Source organism: Kitasatospora sp. NPDC088391 (assembly GCF_044753345.1).
Classification (GTDB): domain Bacteria; phylum Actinomycetota; class Actinomycetes; order Streptomycetales; family Streptomycetaceae; genus Kitasatospora.
This window is the reverse complement of sequence record NZ_JBIVNB010000006.1, coordinates 30,544-42,894: the sequence shown is the minus strand read 5'-3', so window position 1 is coordinate 42,894 and position 12,351 is coordinate 30,544. Positions and strand designations below refer to the sequence as shown.

Below are 12,351 nucleotides of genomic sequence, written 5' to 3'. Positions count from 1 at the left end.
GCCCCGCTCCCCCACCGGGGTGCGGGGCCGGTCGCGGGGCCGCTACTCGAAGGACGGGCCCGCGGTGCGGGTGCGCTTGATCTCGTAGAAGCCCGGGGTGGAGGCGACCAGCACGGTGCCGTCCCACAGCCGGGCGGCGGCCTCGCCGCGCGGGGTGGGGGTGACGACCGGGCCGAAGAAGGCGACCCGGTCGCCGTCCGGGCCGTCGACGGCGATCACCGGGGTGCCGACGTCCTCGCCGACCAGGCCGATGCCCTCGGCGTGCGAGGCGCGCAGCTCCGCGTCGTGGGCGTCGGTGTCGGCGGCGTCCGCCAGCTCCTCGGGGAGGTTCGCGGCGCGCAGCGCGGCCACGATGGTCTCCCGGTTGTTGGGCAGGTCCTGGTTGTGGAAGCGGGTGCCGAGCTCGGTGTAGAGCGGGCCGAGCACCTTGTCGCCGTGCGCCTTGGCGGCGGCGATCAGGACCCGGACCGGGCCCCAGCCGGCGTCGAGCAGTTCGCGGTACCGCTCGGGGAGGTCCTCGCGGTTCTCGTTCAGGACCGACAGGCTCATCACGTGCCAGCGGGTGTCCACCGGACGGAGCTGCTCGACCTCCAGCATCCAGCGGGAGGTCATCCAGGCCCAGGGGCAGATCGGGTCGAACCAGAAGTCGGCGATCTTGCGGGAGTCTGCGGTCGTCACTGACGGCGTCCTTCGGGTCGGGGTAGTGGGGGTGTTCCCCGGGGGATGCAACTCGGCGGTGTCCGCGATGATTCCGGCCCAGTGCAATGGCACTTCGGGGGGCGCGTGAAAGGATGCCCCCGCGGGGTGCCATGAGCGCCCCGGACCCGTGTGTTCCGTACAGAGGAGTGCCGCCGTGCCGGGCAAGAACCTGAGCCGCGAGGAGGCCCGCGACCGGGCCGCGATCATCCGGGTGGAGCGCTACCGCGTCCACCTGGACGTGAGTGCGGCGGCCGACGCCGATCGGTCCACCTTCCGTTCCACCACCCGCGTTTCGTTCGCCTGCGACGCCCCGGGCGCCGCGTCGTTCGCCGACCTGCTGGCCCCCGAGGTGGTCTCGGTGGAGCTGAACGGGACGGCCCTCGACCCGGCCGAGGTGTTCGACGGCGCCCGGGTCGCGCTGCCGGGCCTGGCCGCGCACAACGAGCTGACGGTGGTGGCCGAGTGCGCGTACAGCCGCACCGGCGAGGGCCTGCACCGCTTCGTCGACCCGGCGGACGGCGAGACCTACCTGTACACCCACTACGAGCCGGCCGACGCCCGCCGGGTGTTCGCGAACTTCGAACAGCCGGACCTGAAGGCCCCGTTCGCGTTCACCGTGACCGCCCCGGCGGCCTGGGACGTGTACGCCAACGCGGTGGCCGAGCGCGTGGTCGAGGAAGGCGCGGTCCGCACCTGGGAGTTCGCGCCGACCCAGCCGATCTCCACCTACCTGACCGCCGTGGTGGCCGGCCCGTACCACGTGGTGCGCGACCACTACCGGCGCGAACTGGCCGACGGCGGCGTGCTGGAGATCCCGCTCGCCGCGACCTGCCGCCGCTCGCTGGCCCCGTACTTCGACGCCGACCGGATCCTCGACGTCACCAAGCGCGGCCTGGACTTCTTCCACGAGGCGTTCGACTACCCGTACCCGTTCGGCAAGTACGACAGCTGCTTCGTCCCCGAGTACAACATCGGCGCGATGGAGAACCCGGGCTGCGTGACCTTCAACGAGGAGTACGTGTACCGCTCGAAGGTCACCGAGGCGTCGTACGAGAGCCGCGCCAACGTGATCCTGCACGAGATGGCGCACATGTGGTTCGGCGACCTGGTCACCATGAAGTGGTGGGACGACCTGTGGCTGAAGGAGTCCTTCGCGGACTTCATGGGCACCTTCGCCCAGCTGGAGGCGACCGACTTCCAGGACGGCTGGATCACCTTCGCCAACCAGCGCAAGGCCTGGGCGTACCGGCAGGACCAGTTCCCGACCACCCACCCGATCACGGCCGACATCCGCGACCTGGAGGACGCCAAGCTCAACTTCGACGGCATCACCTACGCCAAGGGCGCCGCCGTCCTCAAGCAGCTGGTGGCCTACGTCGGCCGGGACGCCTTCTTCGAGGGCGCCCGCCGGTACTTCAAGAAGCACGCCTTCGGCAACACCGTGCTCACCGACCTGCTGGACGCCCTGGAGGAGACCAGCGGCCGCGACCTGCGGGCCTGGTCCGCGGCCTGGCTGCAGACCTCCGGCGTCAACACCCTCACCCCCGAGGTGGCCCGGGACGCCGAGGGCCGGATCACCGAGCTGGCGATCCGCCAGGACGGCGCCCCGCTGCGCCCGCACCGGATCGCGGTCGGCCTGTACGACCTGGCCCCGGACGGCGCGCTGCTGCGCACCGGCCGCTTCGAGCTGGACGTCACCGGCGCCCGCACCGTGGTCGCCGAGGCGGCCGGGCGGCCCGCGCCCGCGCTGGTGCTGGTCAACGACGACGACCTGACGTACGGCAAGGTCCGCTTCGACGAGCACTCGCTGGAGACCCTGCGCACCGGCCTCGGCTCGCTCGCCGACGGCCCGGTCGCGGACGGCCTGCCCGCCCCCAGCCTGGCCCGGGCGCTGGCCTGGTCCGCGGTCTGGAACCTGACCCGGGACGGGCTGATGCCCGCCCGCGACTACCTGGACCTGGTGCGGCGCTTCGCCGGCCGGGAGGCCAACATCGGCGTGCTGCTCTCGCTGCACCAGCAGGCCGGCCTGGCGCTGGCGGTGTACACCGACCCGGCCCGCCGCGCCGAGGAGGCCGCCGCGCTCGCCGAGTGCGCGCTGCACGAGCTCGCGGCGGCCGCGCCCGGCAGCGACCACCAGCTGGCCTGGGCCCGCTTCCTGGCCGAGCTGGCCACCCGCGCCGACCACCTGCAGCTGCTCCGCGGCCTGCTGGACGGCACCGGCCGGATCGACGGCCTGGCGGTCGACCAGGAGCTGCGCTGGAGCTTCTGGCTGGCGCTGGCCGCGAACGGGGCCGCCACGGTCGAGGAGCTGGCCGCCGAGCTGGCCGAGGACAACACGGCCGGCGGCCGCCGCCAGCACACCCGCTGCCTGGCCGCGCTGCCCACCCCGGCGGCGAAGGCCGAGTCGTGGAGCGCCGTGGTCGACTCCGACGCGCTGCCCAACGCCCTGGTCGAGGCCCGGATCGCGGGCTTCAACCGGGCCGGGCAGCGGGAGTTGACGGCCCCGTACGCCGGGCCGTACTTCGAGCTGCTGGAGCGGGTCTGGGCGGAGCGCTCGATCGAGATCGCGATGCGGATCGTCGGCGGCCTGTTCCCGCGCTTCCAGACCGTGCCGGAGACGCTGGCGACCACCGACGCCTGGCTGGAGCGGCACCCGGACGCGGCGCCCGCGCTGCGCCGCCTGGTGCTGGAGTGCCGGGACGACCTGGCCCGGGCGCTGCGCGCCCAGGAGTGCGACGCCCGCTGACGCAGAGTGGGGCAACTCCCTTCTCTGGAAAGGGAGTTGCCCCACGTGCGAGGGTACTGCAGGAGTGCTGCGGGGGTGCCGCGGGCGCGCCGCGGTCAGCCCGTCACTTCAGCGTGGCGGAGGTCAGACCGGCCTGGACCTGGCGCTGGAAGGACAGGTACACCACCAGCACCGGCAGCATCGCGATCGTCATGCCGGCGAACAGCGCCGGGGCGTCGCTCTTGTAGCCGGACTGCAGGGCCAGGTTGACCAGGCCCTGGGCGAGCATCGAGTGGTCGGCCTCGCCGGCCGTGGTCGGCTGCATCAGGGTGACCGGCAGGATGTACTGGTTCCACTGGCCGAGCACGTTGAAGATGCCGACGCTGATCAGGCCGGGCTTGGCCATCGGCACCATGATCTGGAAGAACGTCCGGGTGTGCGAGCAGCCGTCCAGCATCGCCGCCTCGTGCACCGCGCTCGGCAGGGTGCGGAAGAACGAGTACATGAAGAACACGGTGAACGGCAGCGAGTAGGCGACGTACACCAGGATCAGGCCGGCGTAGCTGTTCAGGCCGAGGTACGGGGAGATCTCCCCGAGGTTGCGGACCATGAAGAACAGCGGGACCAGGGCCAGGTACACCGGGAACATCGAACCCGCGACGAACAGGTAGTAGATGAACCGGTTGCCCTTGAACTCGTAGCGGGCCAGCACGTAGGCGGCCATCGAGCCGAGCAGCATGGTCAGCGTGACGGAGCCCAGCAGCACGATGACGGTGTTGGTGAAGAAGCCGCCGATGCCCTTGGACCAGGCCCGGGAGAAGGCGTCGAAGCCCCAGTGCGCGGGCCAGCTCCAGGCGGAGCCGTTGATCTGGGAGTCGGTCTTGAAGGAGCCGAGGACCACCCAGACCAGCGGGAGGACGATCAGGACGGCCCAGATGGCCAGGAAGCCGTGCGAGAAGACGTTCAGGGCGCCGCCGCCGTCGGCGAAGCGCTGGGTCCGGTCCGGCTTCGGCCCGGAGGCGCGCTGACCGGGGACGCTCGCGGTCTTGTCGAGAGTGCTCATGTCCGGTCCCCGCTCAGTACTCGATCTTGTCGCGCTTGGTGGCCCAGAGCGAGACGACGGTCAGGATGAGGGTGAAGAAGAAGATCACCACACCCATCGCACAGGCGTAGCCCGCCTCTCCGTTGCGCAGGAAGCTGCGCATCAGGTAGGTCGAGATGAGCTCGCTGTGGTGGTCGGGGCCGCCGCCGAAGTAGGCGCCGGGCGTGATCGAGGAGACCAGCGCGAAGGCGTCCATGGCGACGATGGCCAGGTAGACCCAGGCGGTCTGGACGGTCTCCCAGAGCAGCGGCAGGGTGATCTTGAAGAAGGTCTGGCCGCGCTTGGCGCCGTCCAGCAGGGCGGCCTCGTAGATGTCCTTCGGGATGCCCTGCATGGCGGCCGAGAACAGCACCAGGTAGAACCCGACCCCGGACCAGACCAGCACCGCCAGCACGCACCACATGACCATGTCCGGGTCGGACAGCCACTGCACCGGATCGTTCGCGCTGGCCAGGCCGAGCTTGATCAGGATGCCGTTGGCCAGGCCGGCCTGGTCGGTGCGGTACACCGCGCCCCAGAGCACGGCGAGGATGGCGATCGAGAGCACCTGGGGGAAGAAGAAGACGACCTTGTAGAAGCCCGCGCCCTTGACGCCCTGGACGCCACCGGTGCCGCCCTTGCCGCCGACGTTCAGCATGAAGGCGAAGAACAGCGCGATCAGGATGGTGACGACCGGCAGCAGGATCAGCAGCAGCAGGTTGTGCCAGAGCGCGCCGGCGAAGACCTCGTCATCGAGGAGTCTCGTGTAGTTGTCCAGGCCGACGAAATCCATCTCCTGGCTCGCCCCGGACCAGTTGGTCAGGGAGTATCCGAAGGTCTGCGCGTACGGCCAGAGCACCAGGCCGACGTAGAGCAGAATCGGAAGGAAGAGGAACCCCACGATGAAGGGGTACTTGCCGTGACGCATGGTCACTTTCTCCTGTCCGTCAGGAAGACGCACCGGGGGCGGTTCGGGGCCCCCGGTGCGTTGTTCAAGTGACCGTTGATCAGGCGGTCTTGTTCTTGGTGGCCGACTCCTTGGCGCGCTTGATCCACTCGTCGGGACCGATGCGCTTGGCCATCAGCTCGCCCGAGGCGTTCTGCAGGTCCTCGTCGAACTTGGAGGCGGTGTTCGGGTACTGGAAGTTGAAGGTGTTGGAACCCGCGGCCTTCAGCGCCACCACGGTGGAGGCGGTACCCGGCTTCAGCTGGACCTCGGGGCCCACGCCGTCCTTGAGGCAGGTGAGGCTGTTGGCGGTCTGGGCGAACTTGCCCGAGGCCTCCTTGGTCAGCATCTTGCGCAGGAACTCCAGGCCGCCGGCCACGTTCTTGGCCTTGGACGGGACGATGAAGGGCTCACCGGCACCGGCGCGGATGGCCTCGAAGGGCAGCTTGTCGCCGGCCAGCGACGGCATCGGCAGGAACTTCATGTCGAAGTCGGCCGGGGTGGTCGGCAGCTGCTCGTTCTCCAGCCAGGAGCCGGACGGGATGAACGCGGCCTTGTACTGGTTCCACGCGGTCTGCGACTCGGTGTGGGTCATGCCGTTGGTGCCGGGGAGCAGGAAGTCCTTGTCCACGATCTGGTAGAACGCGGTCACGGCGGTCTTCACGGCCGGGTCGTCCCACGCCGCGGCGTCGAGCGAGTCGATCCGCTTCATGAGGTCCAGGCCGCCCTGCTTGGCGATCATGTCCATCATGACGACGTTGATGTAGTACGGGTACTTGCCCTGGTGCGCGACCGGGGCGATGCCCTTGGCCTTGATCTGGGTGCACAGGGTGATGAACTCGTCCCAGGTCTTGGGCGCGGTCCAGCCGTTGTCCTTGAACAGCTTGCCCGAGTACCACCAGCCGAAGACGGTGTAGACGTAGGACAGGTTGTAGACCTTGCCCTTGACCGTGCCGGACTCGACGGTGCCGGGCATCAGCACGTCGCGGATCTTCTTGGACGGGTCGTCGATGTACGGCGCGTCCAGCAGCGGGGCCAGGTCGGTGAGCTGGTTGGAGTCCGCGAGGACGTCCAGCTTCATCTGCTTGGCGCCCGAGTCGTCGATGACGTCCGGCGGGGAGCCGGCGTTGAAGCGCGGCTGGAGCTTGCCGGTGACGTCCTTGTCGGCCTGGTGGTTGATCTTCGCGCCCGGGAACTGCTTCGAGTAGATCGCCTCGAAGGACTTGGCGTACTCGTTGCCGTAGCCGCCGTCGAAGATGAAGACCTCGAGGCCGTCGGCGTCCTTGACCCCGAACGGGTTCTTGGCGTCGCTCAGGTTGAAGCCACCAGCCGCCTTGGCGCCCTTGTCACCGCTGCTGCCGGTACCGCCGGCACAGGCCGCGAGCAGCGAGCTGCTACCGGCCGCCAGCACGGTGATGGCGGCCGCGCGCTTGAAGAGATCGCGGCGGTTGTACTCAGTTGCAGAGCCCATGCGTGCCCTAACCCCTCAGTTCCAGAAGAGATGTGGACCGGAGCTGACAGTGCGTCAACTCCCGTTGCCCAGAAGGTGCCCAGCGGCGAAGGTGCCGGTCAGAGGCGGTGTGATGATGCTGCAAAGGTATAGTCCACTGTTCACTCAGCGGCAATAGTCAACGGGTCCGATAACAAACCTGACAGTCGAACCGTTGTCGGCGATGCAGCATGTGCAATGTGCAGGGTCCCTTCACATTGCGCGTCCGCGTCAGCCGCGAGCGCGAATCTAGCGCGTTACTGTTCGTTTGAACATAGAAACGCGCAGCTTCGCGCATCACGGTTCGGGAACCATGAGCGCGAAGCCGCGCGCGGAGGGGTGCGGAAGGACGCCTTCCGGGGGGTCAGTCGTCCCGCAGGCCCTTGTCCAGGGCGGCCACCAGGGTGCCCTGGGCGTCGTCGTTGTCCAGCGACCAGGCCATCACCCCGCCCAGGTCGTTCTGCTCGACGTAACGGGCCTTGCGGGTCAGCAGCTCCGGGGTGTCGTACGTCCAGAACTCGGTGCCGTCGTACTTCCAGGTGGCCCCGTGCGAACGGTCGGTGAACACCGTACCCGGCAGGTCCTTGATCTGGTTGTAGGGCAGGTTGCCGCCCCGGGCCAGGCCGGTGGCAGACTGGTACAGGCCGTTCTTCTTCGGACCGGCCGGCACGCCCGTCCAGCCGTAGCCGTAGAACGGGACGCCGACCACGGCCTTCTTCGCGGGCAGGCCGCGGTCCAGGTAGGCCCGCACCGTGCGGTCCACGCCCAGCTTCAGCCCGGAGGCGTCCGCCCGGTCCGGGTACAGGTTGGCGTCGTGGTTGGTCGGCCCCTGGGCCTCCCACGGGCCGTGCAGGTCGTAGGTCATCAGGTTCAGCCAGTCGACCGACCTGGCGACCTTCCCGACCTCGAACTGGTCGATCTTGCCCTCGGCGGCCGGCACCGCCGCGGTGAGCAGGTAGTGCGGGCCCCTCCGGCCGGACAGCGCGTCCAGCTGGCGGCGGAACTCCTGCATCAGCAGGGTGTAGTTCCTCCCGTCCTCGGGCCGCACCACGTTGCCCGCGTCACCGCCGCCGCCCGGGTACTCCCAGTCGATGTCGATGCCGTCGAAGACCCCGGCGCCCGCGCCCGCGCCGCCCTCGGCGGAGCCCAGCTGCGGCAGGTTCCCCTTGAGGTACAGGTCGAGGCAGGAGGAGACGAACTTCTTCCGCGAGGCGTCGGTGAGCGCCGCGTCCGAGAAGTACTTGGACCAGCTCCAGCCGCCGAGCGAGACCACCGCGCGCAGCTGCGGGTTCGCCGCCTTGAGCTTGCGGATCTGGTTGAAGTTGCCCTTGAGCGGCTGCTCGGCGGTGTCGGCCACGCCGTCCACCGCCTCCTCGGCGCCCACCGGGCGCTGGTAGTCGGCCCAGGCGTCGCCGACCCCGGCGCCGTTGGCCTCGAAGCAGGTGCCGTCGGCCGAGACGTTGCCGAAGGCGTAGTTGAGCACGGTGAGCTTGCCGGCCTGGCCGCTGTCCTGGACCTTCTTGGCCGAGAAGCCGCTGTAGACACCCCACTGGGTGAAGTAGCCGACCCGCTGGCCCTGCAGGCGGTGGTTCTTCTCGTGGGCCTGGGCCGGGGTGGCGGCGAAGGAGGCGATGAGCACGGCCGCGAGGACCGCCGATGTGCGTCTGGTCATTCCGTGAATCTCTCCGATTCAGCGTCAATTGGTATGGACCATGTGCTGATGGAGAGGTTTAGTCCATGCGCCCGGAACGCACAAGAGGCCGGACCGCGCGACGCGGTCCGGCCTCCCGGGTGCTACTGCCGGATCAGCCGATCAGGCTGCGCAGCACGTACTGCAGGATGCCGCCGTTGCGGTAGTAGTCCGCCTCGCCGGGGGTGTCGATGCGGACGACCGCGTCGAACTCGATCTCGCCGGCCTTGACCTTGACGGTCTTCGGCGTGCGGCCCTCGTTCAGCTCGGTGACACCGGTGAACTCGAAGGTCTCCTCGCCGGTCAGGCCCAGCGAGTCGGCGTTCTGGCCGGCCGGGAACTGCAGCGGCAGGACGCCCATGCCGATCAGGTTCGAGCGGTGGATGCGCTCGTAGGACTCGGCGATGACGGCCTTGACGCCGAGCAGCGCGGTGCCCTTGGCCGCCCAGTCGCGGGACGAGCCGGAGCCGTACTCCTTGCCCGCCAGGACGACCAGCGGGATGCCGGCGGCCTGGTAGTTCTGCGAGGCGTCGTAGATGAACGACACCGGCGCGTCCGCCTGGGTGAAGTCGCGGGTGTAGCCGCCCTCGGTGCCCTCCGCGATCTGGTTGCGCAGGCGGATGTTGGCGAAGGTGCCGCGGATCATCACCTCGTGGTTGCCGCGGCGCGAGCCGTAGGAGTTGAAGTCGCGCTTCTCCACGCCGTGCTCGGTGAGGTACTGCGCGGCCGGGGTGCCCGGCTTGATGTTGCCGGCCGGGGAGATGTGGTCGGTGGTGACCGAGTCGCCCAGCTTGGCCAGCACGCGGGCGCCGGCGATGTCGGTCACCGGGCTCGGGGTCTTGGCCATGCCCTCGAAGTACGGGGGCTTCCGGACGTAGGTGGACTCGGCGTCCCACTCGAAGGTGTTGCCGGTCGGGACCGGGAGCGACTGCCAGCGGTGGTCGCCGGCGAAGACGTCCTGGTAGCCCTTGTCGAACATGGCCTCGTCGATGGAGCCGGCGACGGTGTCGGCGACCTCCTGCTCGGAGGGCCAGATGTCGGCGAGGAAGACGTCGTTGCCGTCGGCGTCCTGGCCCAGCGCGTCCTTGGTGATGTCGACGTTCATGTTGCCCGCGAGGGCGTAGGCGACCACCAGCGGCGGGGAGGCCAGGTAGTTCATCTTGACGTCGGGGTTGATCCGGCCCTCGAAGTTGCGGTTGCCGGAGAGCACCGAGACCACCGCGAGGTCGGACTCGTTCACCGCGGCGGAGACCTCCTCGGGCAGCGGGCCCGAGTTGCCGATGCAGGTGACGCAGCCGTAGCCGACCAGGTTGAAGCCCAGCTTCTCCATGTACGGGAGCAGGCCGGCCTTCTCGTAGTAGTCCATGACGACCTTGGACCCGGGGGCCAGGGTGGTCTTGACCCACGGCTTGACCGTGAGGCCCTTCTCCACGGCCTTCTTCGCCAGCAGGGCGGCGCCCAGCATGACGGAGGGGTTCGAGGTGTTGGTGCAGGAGGTGATCGAGGCGATCACGACCGCGCCGTTGTCGATCTCGTAGGTCGAACCGTCGGGGGCGGTCACCGCGGTCGGCTTCGACGCCTCGGCCGAGTAGGTCGGCAGCGCCTCGGCGAACTTCGCGGCGGCCTCGGCCAGGACCACGCGGTCCTGCGGGCGCTTCGGGCCGGAGATCGACGGGACGACGGTGGAGACGTCCAGCTCCAGGTACTCGGAGAAGACCGGCTCGACCGACGGGTCGTGCCAGAGGCCCTGCTCCTTGGCGTACGCCTCGACCAGGGCGAGCTGCTGCTCGTCGCGGCCGGTGAGCTTCAGGTAGTTGATGGTCTCGGCGTCGATCGGGAAGATCGCGCAGGTCGAGCCGAACTCCGGCGACATGTTGCCGATGGTGGCGCGGTTCGCCAGCGGGATCGCGGTGACGCCCTCGCCGTAGAACTCGACGAACTTGCCGACCACACCGTGCTTGCGCAGCATCTCGGTGATGGTGAGCACCAGGTCGGTGGCGGTGGTGCCGGCCGGCAGCTGGCCGTTCAGCTTGAAGCCCACCACGCGCGGGATCAGCATCGAGACCGGCTGGCCGAGCATCGCGGCCTCGGCCTCGATGCCGCCGACGCCCCAGCCCAGCACGCCCAGGCCGTTGACCATGGTGGTGTGCGAGTCGGTGCCGACGCAGGTGTCGGGGTACGCCTGGCCGTTGCGGACCATGACGGTGCGGGCCAGGTGCTCGATGTTGACCTGGTGCACGATGCCGGTGCCGGGCGGGACGACCTTGAACTCGTCGAACGCGGTCTGGCCCCAGCGCAGGAACTGGTAGCGCTCCTTGTTGCGGCCGTACTCGATCTCGACGTTCTGGACGAAGGCGTCCGGGGTGCCGAACTTGTCGGCGATGACGGAGTGGTCGATGACCAGCTCGGCCGGCGCCAGCGGGTTGATCTTGGACGGGTCGCCGCCCAGCTCCTTCACGGCCTCGCGCATGGTGGCCAGGTCGACCACGCAGGGCACGCCGGTGAAGTCCTGCATGATCACCCGGGCCGGGGTGAACTGGATCTCCTCGGACGGCTCGGCCGTCGGGTCCCAGCCGCCCAGGGCGCGGATGTGGTCGGCGGTGATGTTCGCGCCGTCCTCGGTGCGGAGCAGGTTCTCCAGCAGGACCTTGAGGCTGTACGGCAGCCGCTCGGAACCCTCGACGGCGGAGAGCTTGAAGATCTCGTACGACTCGTCGCCCACCTGCAGCGAGCTGCGGGCGTCGAAGCTGTTCGCGGACACGACTGACTCCTTCTTGGTCCACCCGGTGATAAGGTAAGCCTTAGCTAACCTGACTGCCGCCGCTTACCGGGCCGAGGATGGAGGCCCGGGCCTCCCCCGGAGGCCCCGCGCCTCTCGGCAAGTATCTTGACGTCAAGATAAAGCGTAACGCGGAATGTATCTCGATGTCGAGATAAACCATAGTGCATGGGTCCTGCCCACACTTCACCGGCACGTCCCGCCGCGCAAACCGGTGCACGCCCCGTGCGCACCACCCGCCACAGAAGATTCTTCCGAAGCCTGTAACGCAACCGTCCGACCCGCGCGTCCTGTTCTGTGCAGGGGCGGGAACGGGAACCGGACGGGGGCACGCGGGTGATGGTGGGGCGGCGCAGGGCGGCCGAGGAGTTGCGCGAGTTCGAGGAGTTCGCCCGGTCCCGGGGCACCGCGCTGTTCCGCACCGCGCTGCTGCTCTGCGGCGACTGGCACCTCGCCGAGGACCTCACCCAGACCGCGCTCGCCCGGATCTACGCCTCCTGGGGCAAGGTCCGGGACGCCGACAGCCCCGCCGCGTACGCCCGCACCGTCCTGGTCCGCTGCTACCTCTCGCACCGGCGGCTGCGCCGCAGCACCGAACTGCCGGTGCTCGACCTGGTGCCCGAGCAGGCCGCCGCCGACCACGACCCCGCACTGCGGGTCGCCCTGCTCGGCGCGCTCGCCGAGCTGCCGCCCAAGGACCGGGCCGTCCTCGTCCTGCGCTACTGGGAGGACCGCAGCGTCGAGGAGACCGCCGCCGAGCTCCAGCTCACCCCCGGCACCGTCCGGGTCCGGGCACTGCGGGCGCTCAACAAGCTGCGCGGCCGGCTCTCCCCGCACCTGGACTCCTTCGCCTCCTGAGCCCTCCTGGGCCCTCTCCGGCCCGTGGGCCCCCGCCCCGGGAACCGACCGACCGATCGTCGGACACAGAAACCGTCAGAACAG

The 12,351-nt window shown here is 69.4% G+C and carries 8 protein-coding genes; 2 read left to right on the top strand and 6 right to left on the bottom strand.

Annotation, left to right across the window (positions count from 1 at the left end; genetic code table 11):
- Window positions 1-42: 42 nt before the first annotated feature.
- The gene (locus ACIQBJ_RS19440) at window positions 43-678 is read right to left on the bottom strand and encodes a disulfide bond formation protein DsbA (protein WP_400711519.1); all 636 of its coding nucleotides are present in this window, start codon (window positions 676-678) and stop codon (window positions 43-45) included.
- A 175-nt stretch (window positions 679-853) separates the two neighbouring features.
- Between ACIQBJ_RS19440 and pepN the strand changes: the two genes are divergently transcribed.
- Window positions 854-3,445 (top strand): aminopeptidase N, encoded by a 2,592-nt coding sequence (pepN, locus tag ACIQBJ_RS19435; protein WP_400711516.1) that lies wholly within the window; start codon window positions 854-856, stop codon window positions 3,443-3,445.
- A gap of 103 nt (window positions 3,446-3,548) precedes the next feature.
- On the opposite strand, the gene ACIQBJ_RS19430 is transcribed toward pepN, so the two are convergent.
- From ACIQBJ_RS19430 to acnA, 5 genes are all read right to left on the bottom strand, one after another.
- On the bottom strand, window positions 3,549-4,487 hold the full coding sequence (locus tag ACIQBJ_RS19430) for a carbohydrate ABC transporter permease (protein WP_400711513.1): 939 nt from the start codon (window positions 4,485-4,487) through the stop codon (window positions 3,549-3,551).
- A 13-nt stretch (window positions 4,488-4,500) separates the two neighbouring features.
- Window positions 4,501-5,433 (bottom strand): carbohydrate ABC transporter permease, encoded by a 933-nt coding sequence (locus ACIQBJ_RS19425; protein WP_400712540.1) that lies wholly within the window; start codon window positions 5,431-5,433, stop codon window positions 4,501-4,503.
- A 79-nt stretch (window positions 5,434-5,512) separates the two neighbouring features.
- A complete protein-coding gene (ngcE, locus tag ACIQBJ_RS19420; RefSeq protein ID WP_400711510.1) occupies window positions 5,513-6,922 on the bottom strand; it encodes an N-acetylglucosamine/diacetylchitobiose ABC transporter substrate-binding protein in 1,410 nt (469 codons plus the stop codon).
- A 382-nt stretch (window positions 6,923-7,304) separates the two neighbouring features.
- A complete protein-coding gene (locus tag ACIQBJ_RS19415; protein WP_400711507.1) occupies window positions 7,305-8,612 on the bottom strand; it encodes a glycoside hydrolase family 18 protein in 1,308 nt (435 codons plus the stop codon).
- Between the two features lie 133 nt (window positions 8,613-8,745).
- The gene (gene acnA / locus ACIQBJ_RS19410; protein WP_400711504.1) at window positions 8,746-11,391 is read right to left on the bottom strand and encodes an aconitate hydratase AcnA; all 2,646 of its coding nucleotides are present in this window, start codon (window positions 11,389-11,391) and stop codon (window positions 8,746-8,748) included.
- 357 nt (window positions 11,392-11,748) lie between these two features.
- On the opposite strand from acnA, the gene ACIQBJ_RS19405 reads away from it, so the two are divergent.
- A complete protein-coding gene (locus ACIQBJ_RS19405) occupies window positions 11,749-12,267 on the top strand; it encodes a SigE family RNA polymerase sigma factor (RefSeq protein WP_400711501.1) in 519 nt (172 codons plus the stop codon).
- The last annotated feature ends 84 nt before the right edge of the window (window positions 12,268-12,351 follow it).

Excerpts from the sequence above, each read along its gene's own strand:
- ACIQBJ_RS19430 (WP_400711513.1), bottom strand. The coding sequence starts at position 4,487 with ATGAGCACTCTCGACAAGACCGCGAGCGTCCCCGGTCAGCGCGCCTCC.
- ACIQBJ_RS19425 (WP_400712540.1), bottom strand. The coding sequence starts at position 5,433 with ATGCGTCACGGCAAGTACCCCTTCATCGTGGGGTTCCTCTTCCTTCCG.
- ngcE (WP_400711510.1), bottom strand. The coding sequence starts at position 6,922 with ATGGGCTCTGCAACTGAGTACAACCGCCGCGATCTCTTCAAGCGCGCG.
- ACIQBJ_RS19415 (WP_400711507.1), bottom strand. The coding sequence starts at position 8,612 with ATGACCAGACGCACATCGGCGGTCCTCGCGGCCGTGCTCATCGCCTCC.
- ACIQBJ_RS19405 (WP_400711501.1), top strand. The coding sequence starts at position 11,749 with ATGGTGGGGCGGCGCAGGGCGGCCGAGGAGTTGCGCGAGTTCGAGGAG.